Here is a 25,502-nt window from a genome sequence, read left to right on the forward strand (position 1 = left end):
AAAGAATTTGTATGATAAGAGTAGCAATAACAGCAATAGCTTTATGCATAGCAGGAGTAACAAAAGCCCAGACTTACGTTCCTCCCGTTTTTGGCGCAGACAGTCTGAACATCCATACGGATGAAATGACACGCCTATATGTACCTCCTCAAAAGGTCATGTGGATTAGCAATGACTCTTTAGTCAGCAATGCGGAAGTACTGCTTCTTCCCGGTACGGGACAAGCGGAACTTGGCAGAAAGAGCATGTGCTCCATGCATACTACAAAAAGTGATACAGCTTCCATTCTACTGGATTATGGACGGGAGTTGCACGGAGGCTTAAAACTTGTATTAGGTTCGGCAAAACCTTGGAGAACAGCTTCTGTACGCATTCGTTTCGGAGAATCCGTAAGTGAGGCCTGTAGCCAGAATGATGGCGGCAAACGGAGAAAGGGATATTCCACAAACGACCATGCCATGCGTGATATGGTTATGCAGGTTCCAAGTGACGGACAAATTGAAATAGGAAGCACCGGATTCCGCTTCATCCGTATCGACTGTCTATCTCCCGATATGACTATCTATCTGAAAGAAGCTCCGGCCATTTTCCGCTACCGGAATATCCCTTATCTGGGTTCATTCCGTTGCAACGATCAGCGTCTGAATGATATATGGATGACCGGAGCATACACCGTCCACCTGAATATGCAGGAATATTTATGGGATGGCATAAAGCGCGACCGCCTGATATGGCTGGGCGACATGCACCCCGAAGTAGCAACCATTATAAGCGTATTCGGGCATAACGAAGTAGTAAACAAGAGCATAGACCTGGCTTGCGAACAGTTCCCCCTGCCCCAATGGCTGAATGGCATCAGTACTTATTCAATGTGGTACCTGATTATCCAGCACGAATGGTATGTGCATAATGGAAACATTGATTTTTTACGTCACCATCGCGCCTACATCACCGGAGTTATCGACCGCATAGATGAATGTGTAGACGAGGAAGGCAATGAAAATCTGGCAAAACAACGTTTTCTGGATTGGCCGTCAAGTCCTAATCAGCCGGGGGTTGAAGCAGGATGCAGAGCATTGCTTAGCTGGGCTTTGAAAGATGCAGAGGTATTATGCAATCTACTGGAAGAACAAGAACATGCAAAAAAATGCCGTGCCATATCCAAGCGACTGAAAAAACAAATAAAACAACCTAACGGTTTGAAACAAGCAGCCGCACTAATGTCCATCGCAGGATTAATGAAGCCCGAGCAAGCATGCAGCGAAGTTATCTCAGTAGATGGTGCCAAGGACTTTTCCACTTTTTATGGCTACTACATGTTGCAGGCCCTTGCACAAGCAGGCGAATACCAGCAAGCTCTTGACATTATCCGTCAGTACTGGGGAGGAATGTTAGATTTAGGAGCAACCACTTTTTGGGAAGATTTCAATCTGGACTGGATCCATAATGCCGCCAGACTGGATGATTTCGTTCCTGAGGGCAAAGATGATATTCATGGAGATTTCGGCGATTATTGTTATCCCAGTTTCCGACATAGCTTCTGCCACGGCTGGGCTTCCGGCCCTACCCCTTGGATGACACAGCATATTTTAGGTGTTGAGATAGTGGATGCAGGCTGTAAAACTCTTCGCATAACTCCCCATCTTGGTGATTTGGAATGGGCGGAAGGCACCTTCCCTACTCCATTGGGGATAGTCTACATCAAGCATGTCAAAGGAGCTGATGGGAAAATAGTTTCTACGGTCAAAGCTCCTGATGGAATCAAAGTAATATAAAATAAGGGGCTCTCTAACGAGCCCCTCATATTATATCAAAATTCCTCTTTCAACTGTTCACACCAGTCCGTTATACGTTTATCCGTCAGCTTCGACTGGTTCTCTATATCAATCACCAGTCCACACCATTTACCATCCCTCAAAGCTCTTGACCGGTTAAATGAATAACCTTCGGCAGACGTAAATCCGACAAGGATAGCCCCTGCCTTTTCAAAAGCATCAGCCAGTATTCCCAGACCATCCACAAAATTATCGGGATAACCGATTTGATCACCAAGCCCGAAGAGGGCTACTTTCTTGTCTTTCAGATCGAGGCTTTCTATTTCCGGTATCATCTCATCCCAATAGGTGGGCAATTCACCGTCAAACCAAGTAGAAGCACCTACTATCAGTTTATCATAAGCCTGGAAATCATTCTGCCAAGCTTTTTCTATCATGATCATTTCTACTTCTTTGTGTCCGAGCTTCTCACGTATCTTCTCTGCGATATGAGAAGTCTTGGCAGCATTCATTGCATAAAATAATCCTATCTCTTTCATAATAACTTATTATTAAATTAATATTCCAACAGCTTCTTGGCTGCTTCATAAATTCTATCTGCACCCGGCAGAATGGCACGTTCAAGTATCGGATTAAAACCTACAGGAGTAAAGGTAGAACCTACACGCTGTACCGGTGCATCCAGATAACGGAACAAGTCTGTACCAATACTGGCTGCTATCTCACCACCGAAGCCACCAAAGACTTTATCTTCATGAACAATCAAGGCTTTACTGGTCTTCTTCACAGACTCATAAATGGTTTCTTTATCCAACGGTATCAAAGAACGGATATCAATCACTTCCACACTCCAACCGCCTTCTTTTTCCAAACGTTCGGCAACATTCAAGCAGAAATGCGTTGTGTTACCATAGGTGATAATACTCAGATCACTGCCCTCACGGCGAATACGCGCTTTCCCAAAAGGAACTTCAAAATCATCAGGAACAATGGTGGCTGCTTCTACGGAATTATACAATGCTTTCGGTTCAATAAACAGCGTGAACCCACGGGAGCGTATACTTGCACGGAGTAGTCCGGCAGCATCATCGGCAAAGGACGGGCAAACAATCCGTGCTCCGGGCAGAGTAGCCAAAGCGCCCTCCAGATTTTGCGAGTGATAGAGTCCGCCACCGATATAACCACCGGAAGCCAAACGCAAAGTTACATTAGGAACAAACTGTCCGTTGCTGCGCCAATACTCATGGGTACATTCCACATATTGTTCTACGGCAGGCCAGAAATAGTCGGCAAACTCCGCCCCCTCTATCACTACCCGGATTTTAGGATCAAAACGGCTCATTCCATTTGCTGTGCCGACAATATAATCTTCAGCGATAGGTGCACTGAATACACGAGCTTCGCCGAATTCCTGCTGCATTCCTTTGGTTACATTGAACACGCCCCCTTTATCCCGATTGGCAACATCCTGCCCCCAGATGAAGGTATTAGGATTATAGCGGAACTCTGCTTTCAGCGTTTCATTGATGGCAGTTACAAAGAATTTCTTCTCTCCTTCTGTCTCACGATGTGTTCCATCTTTATATTTTTCCGGTTCGTAAGGTTCCGGCAATACATAGTTGAAAATGGTTTTAGGGTCAGGATCGGGAGCTGTCAGCGCCTTACGATTAGCTGCAGCCAGATCTTTCTTTGCTTTCTCCTCTATTTCTTTCAGCTCTTCCTCCGTGAGACGCTTGTAACGCAACAGCATCCGGCGGAACTTCAGCAACGGATCAGCTTCTTTCACATAAGCCAGTTCATTTTCATCCCTGTACAAAGTATCTTTGTCAGAGTTGGAATGGGAACCGATACGGACACAATTGGCATGTACGATTACCGGATTCCGGTTCAACAATGCATACTCACGAGCCTCAGTCATGGCATTCATGGAGTCGAACACATCTTTTCCATTACAATGGATAATCTTCAGATTCTTGAATCCGGAGAAATTATCCGCCACTTTACGGGCTGCCGTCTGGTCTTTCTTCGGAACAGATATACCATATCCATTATCTTGCCATACAAAAATAACGGGCAGGCGTTCAAGGCTGGCACCATTGACAGCTTCGTAGACAAAACCTTCAGAGGAAGCAGATTCGCCGTGTGAAGTAATAACAACTCCTTTATGGTCATAATATACCATTGCACGTGCCACACCGGCTGCATGAAGATCATGCGTACCTGTAGCCGAGGATATGTTCTCGATATGCCATTCGGGTTTGGCAAAGTGATTGGACATGTGGCGTCCGCCACTTCCCGGATCAGTGGCTTTGGAGATGCCATTCAGTATAAGTTCTTCCGCCGTCATTCCGGCGGAAAGGGCAGTCAGCATATCACGGTAGTAAGGGAAGAGGAAGTCTTCTCCTTTGGTAAATACCTGTCCGATGGCCAACTGTATCCCGTCATGTCCAGCATACGGAGCATGAAAGGACCAGCCAAGGGACTGCAACAGGTAAGCGGGTGCCTTTTCGTCAAGCGCACGCCCCAGCGTCATCAGATAATACCATTTCTTCAGTAGTTCCACATCTGTGGTTTTTATATTGTACTTTTTCATACTTATCAAGGTATTAAGTTATTCTTTCCAATTTTCCAGATAATCTTTAATAAAATAGAGGAAATTGCCACCTAATGAACCATCCACGACTCTATGGTCATAAGAGAGGGACAGATACATCTTACGACGGATGGCAATCACATCCCCTTCCGGGGTCTCTATTACGGCGGGCTTTTTCTCGATGTATCCTACTCCCAGGATAGCTACCTGAGGCTGATTGATGATAGGTGTACCGAACAAAGACTTGAATGTACCGAAGTTCGTAATCGTAAAAGTGCCACCGGAAATATCATCGGGCATCAGCTTATTATCACGAGCCTTGAGTGCCAGTGAATCAATGGCTACGGCAAGTCCGTTCAGGTTCAGACGATCGGCATCACGAACCACCGGAACAATCAGATTGCCATCATTCAGAGAAACGGCAATACCGACATTGATATGTTTCTTGAACAGGATATTATATCCCTCTACCGATACATTCACTTGCGGGTAAGCAGCCAGCGCCTTCGCCACAGCTTCTGTGATGGCAGGCATATAAGTCAGTTTCACCCCCTCACGACGGAAGAAAGCATCTTTATTCTTATCACGCCACTTCACAAGTTTCGTTACATCCACTTCCACAACATTAGTTACGTGCGGGGAAGTATGTTTCGACATTACCATGTGGTCGGCTATCACCTTACGTACACGATCCATCTCTTTAACTTCAACACCTTCTGCTGAGAATGTGCCGGAAGCTGGTGTAATACGTTGTACTTCAGGAGTTGCAGCAGGTTTAGCAATCATTATACCGCCACTTTGTTTCCGGACAATGTAACTCTTGATGTCCTTTTTGCTCACCCGTCCCTGATATCCGGTACCCGGAATAGTATCCAGTTCTTTAGGCTGAATGCCGGCCTCACGAGCCAACTGAAGAACTACAGGCGAATACCAACGTTCTTCTTCCGATTTTACAGCCTTGACTTGAGGAGTTTCCTCAGAGGCAGCCTTAGAAACAACCGCAACACTCTCATCAGTAGCGGAACTTTGGAGAGCCTCTACGCTATCCTCATCCTCGGAGTTCTCACCTCCGATATCGACAATAGCCACCACCGTACCCACAGCTACGGTATCTCCTTCCTTAAATAAAATTTCCACGACTTTACCTTCTACCGGAGATGGTATTTCGGCACTAACCTTAGCGGTATTTACTTCAAACAACACATCATCTTCTTTAATGATGTCTCCTACTTGTACCGACCATGAGATGATGGTACCTTCGGTTATACTTTCACCCAATTTGGGCATCTTTATTTCAAATCTTGACATATAGTTAAGTTTTAGGTTCTCGGTTTATTATTATACAACAAACAACTGAGTAGTAAGTTTTTAACTTAAGTAAAAGTTAATGCGGATTTATGATATATCCACTCTTTGCAGGCATACTTTTCCGTTTTCAACCGTTCGATGGCTTCCATATCTCCGGCAGAAAAACGGTAAATCCGGTTATCGTCATCATCTACAAAGGAGTGAAAGAGCAAGTGTATGAAACGCTTGATAGCCATGGGTTCGGACAAAAACTCTTTTATATTAGCAACTTCACTCCGTACGGAAGGTACCGCACGCACAGTACGAGAGCCCGGTATACGGCTTTCCGCATCTGGATCGCCATTCAATGCCGCATTTAACGTATCCAGATCAGTAGAAAACAACAAAGTACAATGATACATCACACGATCTTTGTGTATGCATTGCGCACTACCTGATATTTTCCGTTCATCCACATAAATGCCCAGACGCTGGTCAGCATAAGCTGAGATGCCTACCTTTTCAAGGAAATCAACGACCTGTTGCAGGTAATATACAAAGTCCGGCTGCTTTACGGTTTCAATAAAACTCAGATTAATGTTTCCCCGGTCATGATATACAGCACCTCCACCGGAGAAACGGCGTGCCAAGGTTATTCCCTTTTCATCCAGAAACCTCTCGTCCGCTTCCGCCGCCACACTCTGATGTTTCCCAATCACTACAGATGGCTCCGACTGCCAAAGCATAAAGAAGTTACCTCGCTTCTGTTTCAACAAATACTCTTCTGCTGCCAGATTAAAATAAATATCCGTACAGCGATTATCAATACAAAACATTACGCAAACAAAGTTTCATGGAAGATTTCACCGACCGTCGGATGTGGAAAAACAGTCTTTTGAAACTCTTCCACCGTATATCCGTGCTGCACGGCAAGCCCGGCAAGAACAATCAATTCGGAAACAGGGTTTCCCAGCATATGGCAACCTATCACCCGATCATCATCGTCCAATATCAACTTACAAAGCCCGTTCACCAATTCATTCTCGGCTACAAAACGACCGGAATAGGCCATCGGTAACTTCTGTACCTGATAACTGATACCGGATGCTTTCAGTTCTTCCTCAGTCTTACCTACTCCCGCTACTTCGGGATTGGTATACACCACACCGGGTACACAATCGTAATTCATACGGTCTTCCACTCCCAAGATATGATTGACAGCAACTTCACTTTCACGAATGGCAGTATGTGCCAGCATAGAGTGTCCGGTAATATCACCACAGGCATAAACACGAGGATGGGAAGTCCGCATATGCTCATCCACCTTCACACCGTTGCGCTGCAGTTCAATGTTCAGTTTATCCAAACCGACTTGGGACAAGTTAGCTTTCCTACCCACACTGACGAGTACCTTTTCGGCTTCGATAAGTGCAGTCTTACCTTCCTTTTCAATAGTGACACCCTCTTTGCCGACTTCAATTACTTTGGCATTCAAATGGAAATTAACCCCACGCTTCTGATATTCCGAACGCAGCATACCACTGGTTTCCTTATCCATGGCACCCAATATTTCGGGCATCATTTCAACAACATGCACCTGCACACCCATGCTATTGAAAAAAGAAGCGAATTCCATTCCGATAACGCCACCACCGATAATGACAAGTGAACGGGGCAAAGTTGTGATCTCCAATGCTTCCTTTGATGTCCAATAATCAATTTCAGATAACCCTTTAATGGGAGGGATCAATGTATCGGAACCTGTACATACCAACAGATAAGTCACTTCATATACTTCACCGGCAGCCGAAAGCTGAAAGCGTCCGTCCGCCTCACCCACAATAATGGCTTCTTGTGGTACAATAACAGCACCATACGAATTGACCGTCATCTTCACACCACCGGTCAGCTTTTTCACAATCTTATCTTTACGGTCGATAATCTTTTTCATATCGAACGCCGAACCGTCGGGCACTGAGATGCCATATTTGGACGCGCCTTTCATATTGTCCCACAACTTGGCGGAATAGAGCAGAGTTTTGGTAGGAATACACCCCTCATTGAGACAAACACCGCCAATAGCTTTCTTTTCAAACAAAACTGTTTGCAGCCCGTTTGCAGCCGCTCTTTCGGCTGCCGTATATCCGGCAGGACCACCGCCGATGATAGCTATATCATATTTCATAAATCAGTAGTATTAAGTAAATTATATACTTAACAACAAAAGAGAAAAGCACAAAGTTCTATAGAAACCTATTAAGGAAAGTTACTGTTTTTCAGCCACAATAGCCAACATCCTAAAATTTATCTGTACTTTTGCAGAAATTCAAGAAATACTATGGTAGCTCCCGAAATAGCAATTGTCGACTCCAACACCTTATCATGTATGGGATTGCAAAGCCTTCTAGAAGAAATTATCCCGATGGCCGTCATCCGTGTATTCAGTTCGTTCGAGGAACTGATGGACGATACTCCCGATATGTACGCGCATTATTTTGTTTCAGCACAGATATATTTTGAGCATACCGCTTTTTTCCTACCGCGCAAGCCCAAGACCATTGTATTGGCAAACGGTGACAATCAGCCTCAGCTGGCAGGAATACCGACCTTGAATATTTATCAGGACGAGAAAACACTGATCAGAAACATCCTGCAACTGCATCAGTTCGGACACAAAGGCGGACATCCTCATAGCCACCCCCACGGACATCCCCACGGTGCAACAGCGCATCCGTGCGGTAATCCTCATGCCGACAGCGAACATGATCTCTCTCCCCGCGAAATAGAAGTACTGGTACTGATAACCAAAGGACTTATCAATAAAGAAATAGCCGATAAACTGAATATCAGCCTGACTACCGTCATCTCCCACCGAAAGAATATTACGGAGAAGCTGGGCATTAAATCAGTGGCCGGACTAACGATTTATGCTGTAATGCACGGATATGTAGAAGCGGACCGCATCTAAATGCGAATTGATATTTAAGCGCGGATTTGAGCACCCTTTTTTTTACGCCACCCGTAACAGACCTATTACGCCGCCCGTAACAGTACCGTTACGACAAACATCCCTTTCCGCCCCCACAAATCCTAATAAATGAGGATTGCGGGAACGAAGAGAATCCTCTTTCTTTGCAGGCAAAATAATAAAAGACAAAGAATGAATAAGAGTAAATTGTTAGCCTTTGCCCTGGCACTCCTGTCGATAGGGAACGTATGTGCAGAGGAAGTGGATACCCTGAAAATAGTGGACGTTGAAGAAGTCCTGATCATTGCAGCACCCAAAGAGAACCGTAAGTTGCGCGAGCTGCCCAATGCCGTCACCTTACTTTCGCAACAAGATATGCAGGCTGCACAAGTGAACTCAATCAAAAACCTGACCGCACTTGTCCCCAATATATTTATTCCCGACTACGGTTCGCGCCTGACTTCCGCCGTTTATATCCGCGGTATCGGCTCGCGTATCAACACCCCTTCCGTAGGATTATACGTCGACAATATACCTTATATAGATAAATCCGCATTCGATTTCAATTATTCCGACATCGAGCGTATTGATGTGCTGCGCGGTCCGCAGGGTACACTGTACGGACGAAATGCGATGGGTGGACTTATTAAAGTACATACCAAATCTCCTTTCTCTTATCAAGGTACTGACTTCCGGATAGGGGCAGGTACACACAATCAATACAATACTTCCGTCACTCACTATCACCGGATGAATGAGCGCTTTGCATTCTCGGCTGGAGGATTTTATGAATACGAAGGCGGTTTCTTCCGCAATGCAGCGCTCAACAATAAAAAGGTAGATAAAGGGCAGTCTGCCGGTGGACGTATCCGCGCCATCTACTTGCCCAGCGATAATTGGAAGCTCGACTTTAATGTAAGTTATGAATATGGTGACCAAGGCGGTTACCCGTATGGACTCTACAATAAAGAAACCGGAGATGTAGCCAAGACGGCTTACAATGATGAAAGTAGCTATTACCGCAACCTGCTGAATGCCGGACTTAATGTAGAGTACCAGGCGCAGAATTTCACACTCAGTGCCGTAACCGGATATCAGCATCTAAAGGATCGTATGTTTCTGGATCAGGATTTCACAGCCTCAGATACGTATACACTGGAACAGAAACAACGCATCAATACCATCAGTGAAGAAATTGTGATGAAGAGCAAGGAAAACCGCCGCTGGCAATGGGCAACGGGCATCTTCGGCTTCTATCAATGGCTGAATACTACTGCCCCCGTCACATTCAAGGAAGACGGTATGGCGATGATGGATCAGATGTTGGGCAGCGTGATTCCATCGAAGATAGAAGTGCCGATGGGGCCGACATCGAGCATGAACATCATGCCGTCATTAAAGATAGCCAGCACCCGCCTGCCCATCAACGGAGATTTCGAGACACCGCTTCTGAACGGAGCCTTGTTTCACCAATCCACCTTCCGGGACGTATTCGGACTTGGCGGACTCTCTTTCACCGCCGGGCTTCGACTGGACTATGAGAAGATGAAGATGGACTATAACTCCGGCACAGCCATGGACTACACCGTAGGCATCACAGGCCAGATGGTACAGAACGGACAAGTTATCAGAGACATCCCGATGATGCCGGAAACCGCATTGACTGTTGAATCAAGATATGAAGGTTCCATCAGCAAAGATTATCTGCAATTGTTGCCGAAATTTGCCTTGCAATATGATTTCAAGAAAAACACCGGTAACGTCTATGTGACTGTCAGCAAAGGGTACCGTTCGGGCGGCTACAACATCCAGATGTTCTCCGACCTGCTGCAATCCAGCCTGCGCAATGATATGATGAAACAATCTAAAGAAGAAATCATGCCGCATGTTCCCGATGCTTATAAGGCATTGGTAGAAGGACATTTTCCTGACGCCGGAGTAAACCCGGATGCCAAAGCCGCCACCGTCTACAAACCTGAACAGACCTGGAACTATGAAGCAGGCACCCACCTGAATCTTTTCCAGAACCGTCTGCGTGCCGATGCCGCCCTCTTCTGGCTCGAAACGCGCGACCAACAAATATCACGCTTTGCCCAAAGCGGCCTCGGACGTGAAACGGTAAATGCAGGAAAGAGTCGCAGCCTCGGAGCTGAAATATCTCTGGCGGGCGCAGTTACTACCAACTTCACGCTGACTGCAAATTATGGCTACACATACGCCACATTCAAAGAGTATGTGACGAATGCGAAAAGCGCAGATAATAAAGTGATTGAAATAAGTTACAATGGCAATTACGTCCCCTTCGTCCCCAAGCACACCCTGAGCCTGGGCGGACAATACATTTTCCGCATCAACCCGGGACATTGGCTGGACCGTATTCAACTTAATGCCAACTACACCGGTGCAGGACGTATCTATTGGACCGAGCAGAATGATGTCAGCCAAGCCTTCTACGGCACATTGAACGGACGCCTCAGCCTGCAAAAAGGCAACGGACAGATTGACTTCTGGGTTCGCAATGCACTGGATAAAGACTACGCTGCTTTCTACTTTGAAAGCATGGGCAACGGATTCATGCAGAAAGGCCGCCCCATACAGGCGGGAATCGAACTACGTTGCAGGTTCTGATAGAGATCATTACTTCCGTCCCCATACATCTCCCTAACCCGTTATGCAAAAGATGGCATCTTTTACATTACATCTAAGCAGGAAAGAGGGGAAAAGTAAGTATCATAAGCATGAAAGGGTTAAGAGAACTTGCTACACCCTATTATTCATTGATAGCACCACAGCTTGGGCAAGCCCCCTTTTCTTTTAATTTCTGTCCGCAGCGCCCGCAACGATAGCGGTAAATGACAAGTGTAGTACACATTCGCTTTAGGAAAAGTCCAAGGAAAACAACAAGGAAAATATAGCCGATATAGATTTGTGTAGTCAGTATAAAGAAGAAATAACAGAAGATACAACAAGAAGCCAATCCCAACAGATAGAATACGGCAGCGGCAGGAGTCAACTGACGGAACAAGTCATCGAGTACTGCCAGCAGTACAATGATAAACAACCAGATGCTCAGCAAAAAGACTGAGAGAATAAACGGCACCTTGAAAGGTGAAAGCGTAGGATTAAAATAGAAATGTTCCCACGTTTCGGGCACAAAGACTTGCATCGTCTCATACACCGTAGCACTGAATGCCATCAACAGGCAGAGTAAAAGCGGATATACACTATCAATATCATTGAAATAAACAATCTTCAACTGCTTCCGACGGAACAGACGGAACACCCAGGCACCGATAAACAAGGCGAAAATAATCACGAAGTAAGAAGCATGTGTATCACTGAACAAGTAAATGAATTGTGAGATACTGTCCGTAGGTACAAAAGCTTGCATCATTTCCCGCTCCCCGATCCAGCCCTGTATCTCTTGGGAATGAGCCAGTTTTACCCAAACACTGTCCACACTATCAGCAGAATGAATGGCAAATTCGGCCACTACTACACGGTCTCCTCTATACAGAGTATTGTAGCAATCCTTCACCGGCAGACAGGCAAGCACCACGGAATCCTGCACCACTTCCAGATTCGTATTCAACGTATAATGCCGGTCGTAAAGGTAGGTCAGAGAGTCGCGGGTTTTATCACTGATACCTTCATCATCCAGACTGGGACGGGAGTAACGGCAGGAAACCAGACTGATAATAATCGCTATCACCACAGAGTAGCACAGAGTTGCACGGAGTCTTTTTTGATATTTAAGAAACTCTGTGTTACTCTGTGCCGCTCTGTGGTGATAACGAATATGTTCTCTCTTATTCTGCATATACTTTCATCTGACAATTCTTACAATCAAACTCCAAGCGGAAGCGCTTACCATCAGTTCCTTGCAAACAATAAGGCTCCCGATAGGGTGAACGTCCCTTCTGATAAGTAGGGCACCAACCCATACTATAACGCAAACAATGCTTGCAGAACATTAAAACAGCACCCGGTACAGATTGTTTCTCATAAGCCGGAGCTACGGTAGCAATGCCGTGATCGGCATAGAAAGAGGCGGCACGGGTATTCATTACATTACCGAGGTAGGTTAATGAAGTAGCGGAAGTTGTTGTCTTAGAAGAAGTTCCCGGCAAAGGGAAAGCATGAGTTGTAGGTTTCCAGACTACCACTTCCTGCCGATAATTAATACGGCGAACGGTAACCAGCTTGTCTACGGCTTGACGGCGCCAGTCGGCTACTACGGAAGCGGGAAGGAACCAATTATCAGAAAAACGGATTTCTATGGCGGAATTTGTTTCGGACGAACGATTATCCGCTAATATTCCGGCTTCAAAAGGAGTATTTCCCAATTTACTGAGTTGGGTACGCAGGTTATCTGCCTGTGGGGTACGGGCAAGTTCTTTCTGATAAGGGAAAGAAAGTGTAACGCTATTATCATCCTCATCCGTGATAGTCAGAGCAAAGCCGAAGGCGGTATCTGCCAAAAGCAAGGATACGGAAATCTTTCGTTCGGAAGACTTACGTGTCAGCAACTTCTCAAATTCCTGATCGTAGTTACGGTAAAGCACAGTACGCGGACGGATACGGGGCATCTCACCTGCCGGATAGAGTTTATTCCCGTCCACACGGTTGATACGGAATCCTTGCAGACGTCCTTGCTCATCAATATAACAAACACCGTCACCGTTGTTGAATGATTTCAATCCGGCTACTGTGAGGTAGTTTCCACGTTGTTCCTTCATGGTTCCCATCTCTTCACCGAGGGATTTCGGAGTATCGAAAGAGAAAATTTCTTCACTGCGTCCGTGCAGGAAGTAATGCGTAAATCCACGACTAAAACTTTTATCTAACTGGGGACGGAATGTATAATTGCAAGTACCGGAAGAGGCTCGGGCGTATTCTTTACGGCGTGTAAAGATAGCATCCAGCTTTTGGCGGTAAGCAGCCGTAACATTCTTTACGTAAGAAACATCTTTCAGACGACCTTCTATCTTGAGCGAAGTAGCACCTGCATCAAGTAACTCTTCCAGAATATCACTCTGATTCAAATCTTTGAGAGATAGCAAATGCTTATCACGTACAATTACTTTTCCGTCGGCATCCACCAGACTGAAAGGCAAACGACAGAATTGTGCACATTCTCCCCGGTTGGCACTACGTCCGAAACAAGCTTGGCTGACATAACATTGCCCGCTATAACTGACGCAAAGTGCCCCATGTACAAATACTTCCAACGGCACTTCCGGACAAGCTTTATGAATATGGCTGATTTCCTGAAGGGAAAGCTCACGTGCCAATACTACTTGCCGGAAACCGGCTTCTGCAAGGAAACGTACTTTCTCCGGTGTACGGTTATCCATTTGGGTACTGGCGTGCAAGGGAATAGGCGGTAGGTTTAAGCGAGTGATTCCCATGTCTTGCACAATGAGGGCATCTACTCCCGCACGATACAAGTCCCAAATCATTTTCTCCGTCTCGGCCAGTTCTTCTTCTTTTAAGATGGTATTGACAGTCACATAAATCCGGGCATTATATAAATGGGCATGAGCCACCAAAGCAGCTATATCTTCCAACGAATTGCCGGCTGCTGCACGTGCGCCAAACTTAGGCGCACCGATATACACTGCATCCGCACCGTGGTTAATAGCTTCAATGCCACATTCCATGTTCTTGGCAGGGGCCAGTAACTCTATCTTTCGTTGCTTTATCATATCGTTTTAGTTACAAGTTACAGGCTACAAGCTACGAGTGATACACTATATACCGCAAGGTCTTGTCACTCGTAGCTCGTAACTTGTAACTACTTTATATCATTAATATTGTACGGAGTTTCCTGATAAACGAAATAGTTCAACCAATTAGAGAACAGCAAATTGGCATGGGCACGCCAACGTACCATCACACCTTTGTCCGGATCATTATCCACATAATAATTACGAGGTACTTCAATGGGCAGACCTTTATCCACATCCCTGCGATATTCCGTATCCAGCGTTAGTGGAGAGTATTCCGAATGTCCGGTGACAAAGAACTCACGTCCACCACGTGCTACCACCAGGTGTACGCCTGCATCTTCCGATTCCGAAAGTAAAGTAAGTTCAGGCACTTTCAAGATATCTTCTTTCCGTACTTCCGTATGGCGGCTATGGGGTACATAGAACATATCATCGAAACCACGGAAAATAGCGTGCAGCGGATCTAAAGGACGATGCTCGAATATGCCGAACATCTTCTTGTCCAACGCGTACTTGGGCACTCCATAATGATGATAGAGTCCGGCCTGTGCAGCCCAGCATATATAAAGGGTAGATGTGACATGCGTACGCGCCCAATCGAATATTTCCATTATTTCATCCCAGTAAGTCACCTCTTCGAAATCTAATTGTTCTACAGGGGCACCGGTAATAATCATACCGTCGTACTTCTCGCCACGCATCTTTTCAAAGTCAGTATAGAATGTCTGCATATGTTCTACAGGCGTATTCTTTGATGTATGACTCTTGATTTTCATGAACGAGATTTCCACTTGAAGCGGTGTATTGGAGAGCAAACGCACAAGATCTGTCTCCGTGGTAATCTTCAAAGGCATCAAGTTCAGGATAACGATGCGCAACGGACGGATGTCCTGTTGCGTGGCGCGGGAGTTGTCAATAACAAATATGTTCTCTTCTTTCAGCAACTCTATCGCCGGCAGCTTATCAGGTAAATTTAATGGCATAAGTTATCAGATTATCTTTAATTTAGAGTACAAAGGTACTGATAATTTTGAAATCTCCCGCGAAAGAATGAAAATGTAGAGCTATTTCAAGTTATTTATCTTCTTCATACAAAGCATTATAGATAAAATTATCAACAAAAAAGCTTCTTTCCTTTCATGTATTTAAAATATTATCCTACCTTTGCCGCCTGTAAAGTTAATGAACATTGAAAAACATTAAGATGGAACAGAACCGGAGTTCAAGCGTGAATTCACTTAATTAGCATCCCAAAGCCACTGACTTTTCTATACCAATTATGGTCCTTACCCACCCCAGATATTCCGATGCTTTAATTAACACATAAATTTGAAATGCGACAGTCGTGTTTCACAAAAAAACATACTATTATGAACAAAACAACTATCAAAAACAACAGACTGACTTTATTCTCATTCTGTATTATTTTCTTATTTAGTTCTTGTGTCAATGAATTAGACTCAGAAACTTCTCCCGATGCTGTTCCCGGTACTATCCCCATCAATTTCACAACAAAAGTCAGCAAAGCTGATACACGCGTGACTAATACTGCCTTTGAAAAAGGAGATAAAGTAGGTTTATATGCAATGCTTCCATCTACTCCAATTACAGAAAAGCGCTACATTGACAATTTACAACTGGAATGTGGGGAAAAGAATGCATTCATCCCTGAAAAGACAGTTTTCTATCCGGCAGGAGATGCCACACTCAATTTTATCAGTTATTACCCCTATCAGTCAACCGGAATAAAAACAGGCCAATCTACCATTCCTGTATCTGTACAAACCGACCAAAGCAGCGCAAAAGCTCTCTCCATATCCGATTTCATGATAGCCTCCGAAAAAAATGTAGAAAGCAGCGAAGATGCCGTCGTACTTCATTACAAGCATAAGTTGACCAAGATAAAAATCACAATCACAGCCGGTACTGGAGAAGATATAACAAAGATATATAAAGCGAATCCTCAAATTATCGCAGTAGGCTTCAAGACCAAAGCAGAATATAATACTGATACGGACAAGTTTATAAAGCTGACAGAGGAAGCAGATATCATCCCATATGGTGAATGGAACATAGTAAAAGGGACTTTAACAGGAAAAGAATTCATCATCATACCACAAGATGCTGATGCTAACGCTCAATCTTTTATAATGGAATGGAACGGGAAAGTATATACCTGCCCAATGCCAAAACTGAATATGACAGGAAGTACACAATGCCAAATCGATATCGAGGCTATGCAGACAACCAGCCATTCTCTTACCGGAATAACCAGTACAGTTGAAGACTGGCTGCCCGGAGATAGTAAAGATACTAATAACAGTGGCGGCATTACAGCTATTCATTTGGCGGCACTCACTTTCTCTCAATCGAACATATACAGAATCTACCATGACGGCAATCCAATGGCAGAAGTTTGTAAAGAATATCTAAAATCTGATCAAATAACTTCAAGAGCAATTGTTGCATACCCGGTGAAAGAAGATGAAACGAGCAATCTGAGCAAAGGCGTTGTTCTGAAACTACTGGATGATGAAAGAGCGATAAGTGGAGGAAGCATAAACTGGAATACAGACGATAGTTCCTTTGCTTATACAGGAGGGAATCTCCAGTCTGTTGACAAATTCTATCTTAATGAAAAGGGGGAAATCCTACTGGAAGAAACAGAAGATCCAATCAGCATAGATATTGTCAGCTATACCATCAGGGATATACGAAAGGGAAATACTTATGAGTATCCAATCGTAAAAATAGGCACTCAATATTGGATGAGAGAAGATTTATGTGCGACGGGGTACAGGAATGGAACTACATTGAATAAAAAAACTCAGTTGGGAGAAGGTCCTGGCTATTTCAGACCTCAGAGTACAGAAACATATTTTTATAATGGAGAAGCTGTACTTGAAGGAGAGTTGGCACCTGCAGGATGGAAAATTCCAGATAGTGATGATTGGCAAGCCTTAAAAGAATACACCAAAGACAGTGCTTCGATATTAAAAGCCGGAGAATGGGAAGTCTTAAAAGAGGGTGACACGATTGATTCTGGCTCTAATCTAACCGGTTTCTCAGCATATCCCGTAGGGATTTGGGGAGCAGGAAAAAATATATCTCAAAAACAATTAGTATGCTACTGGACACTAAATGAGACAGAAAATAGCATACCAGAACAATCAATAAGTTTCACCGGAAGCAGCACCAAGTTTTCTGTCGCCGCAACTCATGTTAAAAATGAAACTTACTATAAGGCCTTTTCCATACGTTGTATAAAAGAATAGCCCAACAAATAAAAGCATATCTCATTTCTTTTTCGTATTTTTGTTCCCAATGTACAAATAAGTTTTGTTCACCGAACAAAGACAACGAAAAAGAAATGAGAATTATCGACCTGATACACAGCAATGAGAAGACAGCTTTCTCTTTTGAAATACTGCCACCGCTGAAAGGCACAGGCATCGAAAAGCTGTACGAAACCATAGATACTTTACGGGAGTTTGACCCGAAATACATCAATATCACCACACATCGCAGCGAATATGTGTACAAAGATCTGGGAAACGGTTTGTTTCAGCGCAATCGCTTACGCCGCCGTCCGGGAACTGTTGCCGTAGCTGCCGCCATCCAAAACAGATATAATATCACTGTAGTTCCGCATCTTCTTTGTAGTGGTTTCACCCGCGAAGAGACAGAATATGTACTGCTCGATCTGCAATTCCTAGGTATTACCGACTTACTGGTGTTACGTGGAGATAAAGCAAAACATGAGTCCGTCTTCACTCCCGAAGGTGATGGCTACCACCATGCCACTGAACTGCAAGAACAAATCAATAACTTCAATAAAGGTATCTTCGTAGATGGCTCGGAAATGAAAGTGACCAATACACCATTTTCCTATGGCGTGGCGTGTTATCCCGAAAAACACGAAGAAGCTCCCAATATTGACACTGATATCTACTGGCTGAAAAAGAAAATGGAAGCCGGTGCAGAATATGCCGTTACACAGCTTTTCTATGATAACCAAAAATATTTCGATTTCGTAGAACGTGCCCGGAAAGCCGGAGTTACCATTCCCATCATTCCAGGTATCAAACCGTTCAAGAAGATATCTCAAATCAGCATGATACCCAAGACGTTCAAAGTGGACTTGCCCGAAGAACTGACATGCGAAGCGATGAAATGCAAAACGGATGAAGAAGCCAAACAAGTAGGCATCGAATGGTGTGTTAAGCAATGTAAGGAATTAATGGAACATGGAGTACCCAGTATTCACTTCTATTCCATCGGTGCAGTGGACAGTATAAAAGAAGTTGCAAAGCTGGTATACTAAGACCGAAATCAAGTAACATTAGTTGTAAATTATAAAACCATATATAATATCGTGTTTTTCAAAGAGGTAATAGGACAAGAAGCAGCCAAACAGCGGCTCCGGCAGGAAGTGCAAGAGGGGCGTATTCCTCATGCTCAGCTCTTCTGCGGTCCATCGGGAGTGGGAAAACTTCCGTTGGCAATGGCTTATGCCCGTTACATCTGTTGCCCGAACCGTACAGATACAGATGCCTGTGGCACTTGTCCCTCCTGCGTAAAGTGGAATAAGCTGGTACATCCGGATGTACACTTCGTCTTTCCCATCGTAAAAAAAGGGAAGAAAGAAGTGTGCGACGATTACATAGCTGACTGGCGCCACTTGGTGCTGAACAGCCCTTATTTCAGTCTCAACCACTGGCTAAATGAGATGGATGCTGAAAACGGACAAGCCATCATCTATGCAAAGGAGAGTGACGAGATAGTACGTAAACTCAGTCTGAAATCGAGCGAAGGTGGCTACAAAGTTACTATCGTCTGGCTACCGGAGAAAATGCACGTAGTTTGTGCCAATAAGTTATTGAAGCTTTTGGAAGAACCTCCCGAAAAGACAGTATTCTTATTGATATCCGAAACTCCGGACATGATACTGCCGACAATCCTGAGCCGTACGCAACGTTTCAACATCCGTAAAATAGAAGAAACAGATATTGCCAACGCTTTGCAACAGAAATACGGTGTACGCCCTAATGATAGTTTCACTCTGGCGCATCTTGCCAACGGTGACTTTATCAAAGCATTGGAAACCATTCACCTGAACGAAGAAAACGAACTGTTCTTTGAACTCTTTGTCAGCCTCATGCGTCTTTCCTATCAACGGAAGATACGTGAAATGAAGCAATGGAGTGAGCAACTGGCAGGCATGGGACGCGAACGACAGAAGAACTTCCTGACATACGCCCAGCGTATGATACGCGAGAATTTCATCTATAACCTGCATTGCAAAGAGATGAGTTACATGACTTTGCCCGAACAAAACTTTGCCACCCGCTTCGCCCCTTTTATCAACGAACGGAATGTAATGGGAATGATGGATGAATTGAGCGAGGCGCAGATACATATTGAACAAAATGTAAATGCAAGGATGGTCTTTTTTGATTTTTCATTGAAAATGATAGTTCTATTGAAACAGTAGAAATCAGATATATAGTAGTAATCTCAATCATAAATAAAAAAATGGATTTTAAACTACATAACGGAAGCGGAAGTCTCTGCTGCAAAAGTTGCGGCAGGCAAGACAAGCAACTGAACACCTACGACTGGCTGGCCGACATTCCCGGAAACGGAGAAGAAAGCGACCTGGTAGAAGTTCAGTTCAAGAATACCCGCAAAGGATATTTCCGCAATAGCAACCATATACCTCTTGAAAAGGGCGACATCGTGGCCGTAGAAGCAACGCCTGGACATGACATCGGTGTAGTGACCCTAACCGGACGCCTTGTTCCGCTGCAAATGCGAAAAGCTAACATCAAGTCTGAGGCTGATATCAAGCGCATCTATCGCAAAGCCAAGCAGGTAGATATGGACAAATATAATGAAGCCAAGGGACGCGAGCATGACACCATGATACGTGCCCGGCAGATTGCCCTCAACCTGAATCTCAACATGAAAATCGGTGATGTGGAATATCAGGGAGACGGCAACAAAGCTATTTTCTATTATATTGCCGACGAACGTGTAGACTTCCGCCAGCTGATCAAGGTATTAGCAGATGCTTTCCATGTCCGTATTGAAATGAAGCAGATTGGTGCACGCCAGGAGGCCGGACGAATCGGTGGCATCGGTCCTTGTGGACGCGAGCTCTGCTGTGCCACCTGGATGACTTCCTTCGTGTCAGTATCCACAAGCGCCGCCCGTTATCAGGATATTTCTCTCAATCCGCAAAAACTGGCAGGACAATGTGCCAAACTGAAATGCTGTCTCAACTATGAAGTGGACTGCTATGTGGAAGCTCAGAAGCGTCTTCCTTCCAGGGAGATCGAGTTGGAAACCAAAGACGGTACTTTCTATTTCTTTAAGGCAGATATTCTGAGCAATCAGATAACCTACTCTACCGACAAGAACATTCCTGCCAATCTGGTAACAATCAGTGGTAAGCGTGCATTTGAAATCATCGGTATGAACAAACGGGGTACTAAACCAGAAAGTCTTGTAGAAGAAGCACGCCAAGTGGAACCCAAGAAGCCAATAGATTTGTTGGAACAGGAAAGCTTAACCCGCTTTGACCGTAGCCGTAAAGGTAAAAACGGCGGAGAAAATAACGGTGGTGGAAATGGAAACGGCGGTAATAACAACCGCAAGAAAAAGAAAAAAGGAAATCCGAATCAACCCGGAGATCAACAATCCAGACCACGTCCACAAGGTGAACCGAGACCGCAAGGTGATAAGCCCAAACCACAAGGCGATCAGCGACGGGGAGAACAGCCCAGGCGCAACAAACCCAAACGCCCCAACAATCCACCCAGACCACAAGGAGAGAAACCTGTCGGAAATGAAAAACCTGCTCAAGAATAAAACATCTCTCCTGAAGAGTTTAATACTGCTGTTCATCGCAGGCTTCCACACAGCCTGCGATGAACAGACTGTATATCATTCTTTTCAATCCCTGCCAACGGAAGGCTGGCAGCGGAATGACACACTATTCTTCAATGTTTCGGTTGCAGACTCCGCTACACTCTACAATGTATCCGTAGAAGTAAGAAACCGGAATAATTATCCGTATCAGAATCTACCTTTACTCGTCTACTACGACAGTCCGGAAGCCCCAAATATCAAGCGGGATACATTGGAACTGCGACTTGCTGACAATGCAGGTATTTGGTTAGGAGATGGCTGGGGTGGGTTATATCAATCAACCCTTCCAGCAGGCTTCGTCCGTATTGGAAAAGCCGGGGAATACCGCTTCAAAATCATACACCTTCTACCGGACGAAGTTCTTCCCGGTATCAACGATGTAGGAATCAAATTAAAACGCTGACAGTCTCTTTTTACGTCCTGCATCAATCCGCAGGAAGATGAACAGCAAGATAGTGAATCCCCAAAGCGAAGAACCGCCATAACTAAAGAATGGCAGCGGAATACCAATCACAGGTGTCAATCCCAGCACCATACCTACATTAATAAATAGGTGGAACAGGAATATACTAACGACCGAGTACCCATAGACTCGACCAAAAGTAGACGGTTGCCGCTCCGCCACAGCAATCAGACGGAGTATTAATATAAGGAATAAGAGTAGCACGGCAGTAGAACCTATAAATCCTTCTTCTTCACCTACCGTACAGAAAATGAAATCTGTATCTTGTTCGGGTACATATTTCAACTTAGTCTGAGTACCGTTCAGGAATCCTTTCCCTGTCAAACCACCGGAACCGATAGCTATCTTCGACTGGTTGACATTGTATCCGGCACCAGCCAAATCTTCTTCCATGCCTAATACCACCTTGATACGTATCTGCTGGTGAGGCTCCAATACTTTATTAAAGAAGTAATCACTGGAATATAAGAAACCGATAGAACCGATAGCAAACATACCTATCAGAAAATAACTAAGATGACGTTCACTTAACGAAAGGAAAATAAGATACCCAACTACCAGCACACACAGTCCCCATTGCACCCAAACCAAATTAAACGGAGTCACATATTCCGATATAAAATAAGCGATCAACAACACTCCAATGGTAACTAACAATATATTGCGTACTGGTTCCCATTTCTTCTTATAAACCCACACCATTCCTGCTGCAGACAGCAAGACCATCGAGAGTACGGCAAACTCTCCTATCGGCGTCGGCGTATCGGCAATAAACACCTGATCAAAACGAATGCCTACCACAAAGTAAACTACTGCACACAACCCGGAAAACAGAACCACACCCGGCATCCCCTCCCGATACAGAACCAAAAAGAAAGCAGTATATACCAATGCGGATCCAGTCTCTCGCTGCAAGATAATAAGCATCATCGGGAACAGAATAAGAAAAACCATCATCCAGATATTCTTCCAGTTCTTCATGGTGAACGAATAGGAATTCATATACTTGGCCAACGCCAGTGCCGTAGCAAACTTGGCAAACTCCGCCGGCTGCAAACTTACTGGCCCCATAACCAGCCACGACCTCGATCCCTTCGTATCAGGAGCTATAAAGATAGTAACCACAAGTAATATGGCAAGTGCTATATAAATCAGATAGGCAAACATATCATAAATATCATCTTCAAGCATCAACAGCACAAACCCTAATCCGAAAGAGCAGATGATCCAAACCAATTGTTTGCCTGCACGAGTGGAGAAATCCCAGAAGTCGCGGTCACCATAATCATAGCTTGCCCCGCAAACGCTGAACCAACCGAATGCAATCAGAATCAAGTAAACACAGATTGTTACCCAATCCAGTGATTTCCATATACTATCTCTCCTCGTCACCATACATTATCACACGATTACTCATTTCTTCCGCTCTTTCCTCACTGGCAGGCGAAAGTTTTCCATTCAAATACTGTTCCATCATTAAAGCACCATAAGGTACTCCGTAGGTTGCCCCCCAACCACCATTCTCCACATAAACAGCAATAGCGATCTTCGGCTTGTCCATTGGGGCAAAACCTATAAATGCAGAGTGGTCATGTCCGCGATTCTGTGCCGTACCCGTCTTCCCACAGACTTCTACCCCCGGCAGGATCGCCCCGGCTATACGGCAAGTAGCACTTCCGGTAACTCCCGTAACGGCAGCCCGCATACCTTCTACAATTTCTTCATAATAAGAGCGGTCAATAGAAGTGTAACGACGTTCCCGGTAGGTACTATCCAATTCTGCATCCTGAATATCCTTCACGATATGCGGAGTCACAAAATAACCACGATTGGCAATGGTAGCTGCTAAATTTGCCATTTGCAAAGGTGTACTTAAAACTTCACCCTGACCGATAGAAATACTGATTACCGTCAATCCATTCCATGATCCACGATAGGCCTTATCATAAACACCTGCATTTGGAATAAATCCGCGTTTCTCACCCGGCAAATCCGTTCCCAGCTTATAACCAAATCCTTGAGAAACCATGTGATCTTTCCATACAGTAAGTGCATTCTGCGGCGAACCGTATTTCTTATCACCAAACATGCGATAAAGCCCCCAACAGAAATAAGCATTACACGAAGTGGCAATTGCCGGTATCAACGGAAGTGGAGATCCATGTCCGTGACATCCCACACGCAGGCCTCCATAAATAAATCCATGAGAACAGGGAAACGATGTGGACGGCTGTATGATACCTTCTTGTAAGAATGTCAGCGCCTGGGCTGTTTTGAAAGTAGATCCCGGAGGATAAACACCCATAATCGCACGGTTCAACAACGGCTTCTGTTTATCTTTCTGCAACATATTATGGTTTTTCCCACGCTGACGTCCGATCATCAGATGCGGATCAAAATTAGGTGCCGATACCAGACATAAAATCTCCCCCGTTTCCGGCTCAATAGCCACAATAGCACCGATTTTATTCTTCATCAGACGCTCACCCAACATCTGCAAATCAATATCCAATCCCAATTTCAGGTTCTTTCCCGGTATCGATGGCCGATCCAGTTTACCATCCATATAATGCCCCTGAATACGCCCGTGCGCATCACGAAGCAAAACCTCTACCCCCTTTTCACCACGCAGGTATTTCTCATAAGACTTCTCTATACCTTGCTTACCTACATAATCACCACGGATATAATAATCATCAGCCTCAATATCTCTCATTGAAACTTCACCGATATCCCCCAAAGCATGCCCGGCAGCATTATAGGTATATTGCCGGATAGTACGCCTCTGAATATAAAAACCCGGAAATTTGAAAAGCTTTTCCTGGAATACACCGCACTCTTCCGCTGAGAGTTGCGTCATAAACACTTGATGCGTATATCTGGAATAACCGGGATTCATCCAACGGTTCTTCACATCTTTCATTCGCTTCAGCAACTGCTCTTTCGTAATATTCAGTGTGCGGCAAAAATCGAGAGTATCCAGTTCCGTCACCTCTCGCGGCACGAATGTGATGTCATAAGCAGGTTGATTGAACACCAGCAACTTTCCATTACGGTCATAAATCGCACCGCGTGAAGGATACTGGATTTTATTGAGGAAAGCGTTACTATCTGCGTTCTTCTTGTAAGTATCAGTCATGATCTGCAACACAAAAAGACGCATGATATAAATGATAACAATCACAATTGCTACCCCACCTATCACTAATTTCCGCTTTTCGAGTGTATAATCTTTTGCCATCTTACTTCTTCTTCACTCCTTCTATAGCCATGATACAGGTTACAGTCAGCAACGCACTTGCCACAATTCTCAGCAGCAACGTTCCGATATGGGCGAACGAAAAGAACTCTATGGTAAGTAATATTGCATGATGAATAAAAACGCTAACAATCAAATACTTCAGGAAAGGAACAATCCCCATCGACTTAACCGAAGGAACTATATTTTCAAGCGTATCCCGCGGTACAAACAGACGTAGGAAAGTAGGGCGTAAGAAAGCCAGAGCCACCGTAGCCGCAGCATTCATACCCGGTGTATCCGAGAAGATATCCACCGTCAATCCCAGGAAAAACGCCCACAGCATCAAAGCATTCCGCGGCGTTTCCGACTCGAATTTCAGTATGAGATAGATATATAGAAAAGGAGTGGCATATCCGGCAATATGCACATTATTCAATATCAGTACCTGCAATAGTACCAAACCGATAAACCAACCTATTTTATGCAGATAATTGAGAACCAATTTGATTT

At 44.6% G+C, this 25,502-nt stretch carries 19 protein-coding genes; 8 read left to right on the forward strand and 11 right to left on the reverse strand.

Going from position 1 to position 25,502, the window contains the following annotated elements; translation table 11 throughout:
- Nucleotides 1-11 precede the first annotated feature (11 nt).
- A complete protein-coding gene (locus BACINT_RS22360; RefSeq protein ID WP_007667531.1) occupies nucleotides 12-1,775 on the forward strand; it encodes an alpha-L-rhamnosidase-related protein in 1,764 nt (587 codons plus the stop codon).
- Between the two features lie 35 nt (nucleotides 1,776-1,810).
- Here BACINT_RS22360 and BACINT_RS22365 read toward each other — a convergent pair whose 3' ends face one another.
- From BACINT_RS22365 to lpdA, 5 genes are all read right to left on the reverse strand, one after another.
- Entirely contained in the window at nucleotides 1,811-2,314 is a 504-nt protein-coding gene (locus BACINT_RS22365; RefSeq protein WP_007667533.1) for a flavodoxin, read from the reverse strand.
- A gap of 17 nt (nucleotides 2,315-2,331) precedes the next feature.
- A complete protein-coding gene (locus BACINT_RS22370; protein WP_007667536.1) occupies nucleotides 2,332-4,368 on the reverse strand; it encodes an alpha-ketoacid dehydrogenase subunit alpha/beta in 2,037 nt (678 codons plus the stop codon).
- Between the two features lie 18 nt (nucleotides 4,369-4,386).
- Nucleotides 4,387-5,676 (reverse strand): dihydrolipoamide acetyltransferase family protein, encoded by a 1,290-nt coding sequence (locus tag BACINT_RS22375; protein WP_007667539.1) that lies wholly within the window; start codon nucleotides 5,674-5,676, stop codon nucleotides 4,387-4,389.
- A gap of 65 nt (nucleotides 5,677-5,741) precedes the next feature.
- Nucleotides 5,742-6,491 (reverse strand): lipoate--protein ligase family protein, encoded by a 750-nt coding sequence (locus tag BACINT_RS22380; protein ID WP_007667542.1) that lies wholly within the window; start codon nucleotides 6,489-6,491, stop codon nucleotides 5,742-5,744.
- On the reverse strand, nucleotides 6,491-7,840 hold the full coding sequence (lpdA, locus tag BACINT_RS22385; RefSeq protein WP_007667543.1) for a dihydrolipoyl dehydrogenase: 1,350 nt from the start codon (nucleotides 7,838-7,840) through the stop codon (nucleotides 6,491-6,493). Before lpdA ends, BACINT_RS22380 begins: the two co-directional genes overlap by 1 nt.
- A 153-nt stretch (nucleotides 7,841-7,993) precedes the next feature.
- Here lpdA and BACINT_RS22390 point away from each other — a divergent pair, with 153 nt between their 5' ends.
- Together BACINT_RS22390 and BACINT_RS22395 are read left to right on the forward strand one after the other, a co-directional pair.
- The gene (locus tag BACINT_RS22390) at nucleotides 7,994-8,623 is read left to right on the forward strand and encodes a helix-turn-helix transcriptional regulator (protein WP_007667544.1); all 630 of its coding nucleotides are present in this window, start codon (nucleotides 7,994-7,996) and stop codon (nucleotides 8,621-8,623) included.
- Between the two features lie 192 nt (nucleotides 8,624-8,815).
- Nucleotides 8,816-11,251, forward strand: a complete 2,436-nt coding sequence (locus BACINT_RS22395) for a TonB-dependent receptor (RefSeq protein WP_021967144.1) — start codon at nucleotides 8,816-8,818, stop codon at nucleotides 11,249-11,251.
- Nucleotides 11,252-11,393: 142 nt separating this feature from the next.
- Here the strand turns inward: BACINT_RS22395 and BACINT_RS22400 are convergent, their stop codons facing one another.
- The 3 genes from BACINT_RS22400 to metA form a co-directional block, all read right to left on the reverse strand.
- Nucleotides 11,394-12,443, reverse strand: coding sequence for a hypothetical protein (locus tag BACINT_RS22400; RefSeq protein WP_007667546.1), 1,050 nt, complete (start codon nucleotides 12,441-12,443; stop codon nucleotides 11,394-11,396).
- Nucleotides 12,433-14,331 carry a peptidase U32 family protein gene (locus tag BACINT_RS22405; protein WP_007667548.1) on the reverse strand — a complete coding sequence of 633 codons (1,899 nt, stop codon included), beginning with the start codon at nucleotides 14,329-14,331 and terminating at the stop codon, nucleotides 12,433-12,435. Before BACINT_RS22405 ends, BACINT_RS22400 begins: the two co-directional genes overlap by 11 nt.
- 89 nt (nucleotides 14,332-14,420) lie before the next feature.
- Entirely contained in the window at nucleotides 14,421-15,338 is a 918-nt protein-coding gene (gene metA, locus BACINT_RS22410; protein ID WP_007667549.1) for a homoserine O-acetyltransferase MetA, read from the reverse strand.
- Between the two features lie 387 nt (nucleotides 15,339-15,725).
- Here metA and BACINT_RS22415 point away from each other — a divergent pair, with 387 nt between their 5' ends.
- The 5 genes from BACINT_RS22415 to BACINT_RS22435 all read left to right on the forward strand — a co-directional run bounded on the left by BACINT_RS22415 (nucleotide 15,726) and on the right by BACINT_RS22435 (nucleotide 21,691).
- Entirely contained in the window at nucleotides 15,726-17,630 is a 1,905-nt protein-coding gene (locus BACINT_RS22415; RefSeq protein ID WP_007667550.1) for a fimbrillin family protein, read from the forward strand.
- Nucleotides 17,631-17,725: 95 nt separating this feature from the next.
- A complete protein-coding gene (gene metF / locus BACINT_RS22420; RefSeq protein WP_007667551.1) occupies nucleotides 17,726-18,679 on the forward strand; it encodes a methylenetetrahydrofolate reductase [NAD(P)H] in 954 nt (317 codons plus the stop codon).
- 51 nt (nucleotides 18,680-18,730) lie between these two features.
- Entirely contained in the window at nucleotides 18,731-19,849 is a 1,119-nt protein-coding gene (locus BACINT_RS22425; protein ID WP_007667553.1) for a DNA polymerase III subunit, read from the forward strand.
- Nucleotides 19,850-19,890: 41 nt separating this feature from the next.
- Complete coding sequence (locus BACINT_RS22430) at nucleotides 19,891-21,228, forward strand: PSP1 domain-containing protein (RefSeq protein ID WP_007667556.1); 1,338 nt, start codon at nucleotides 19,891-19,893, stop codon at nucleotides 21,226-21,228.
- Nucleotides 21,206-21,691: a gliding motility lipoprotein GldH gene (locus tag BACINT_RS22435; RefSeq protein ID WP_007667559.1), complete on the forward strand. Its 486-nt coding sequence runs from the start codon at nucleotides 21,206-21,208 to the stop codon at nucleotides 21,689-21,691. Before BACINT_RS22430 ends, BACINT_RS22435 begins: the two co-directional genes overlap by 23 nt.
- Here BACINT_RS22435 and rodA read toward each other — a convergent pair.
- The 3 genes from rodA to mreD are packed head-to-tail and all read right to left on the reverse strand — an operon-like array spanning nucleotide 21,680 to nucleotide 25,494.
- Nucleotides 21,680-23,146: a rod shape-determining protein RodA gene (gene rodA, locus BACINT_RS22440; RefSeq protein WP_007667572.1), complete on the reverse strand. Its 1,467-nt coding sequence runs from the start codon at nucleotides 23,144-23,146 to the stop codon at nucleotides 21,680-21,682. The two genes, BACINT_RS22435 and rodA, sit on opposite strands and share 12 nt — an antisense overlap.
- Nucleotides 23,127-24,992 (reverse strand): penicillin-binding protein 2, encoded by a 1,866-nt coding sequence (mrdA, locus tag BACINT_RS22445; RefSeq protein WP_007667574.1) that lies wholly within the window; start codon nucleotides 24,990-24,992, stop codon nucleotides 23,127-23,129. The genes rodA and mrdA overlap by 20 nt, the downstream gene beginning before the upstream one ends.
- 1 nt (nucleotide 24,993) lies before the next feature.
- Nucleotides 24,994-25,494, reverse strand: coding sequence for a rod shape-determining protein MreD (gene mreD, locus BACINT_RS22450; protein WP_007667576.1), 501 nt, complete (start codon nucleotides 25,492-25,494; stop codon nucleotides 24,994-24,996).
- Between the last annotated feature and the right edge of the window lie 8 nt (nucleotides 25,495-25,502).

The organism is Bacteroides intestinalis DSM 17393 (assembly GCF_000172175.1).
Classification (GTDB): domain Bacteria; phylum Bacteroidota; class Bacteroidia; order Bacteroidales; family Bacteroidaceae; genus Bacteroides; species Bacteroides intestinalis.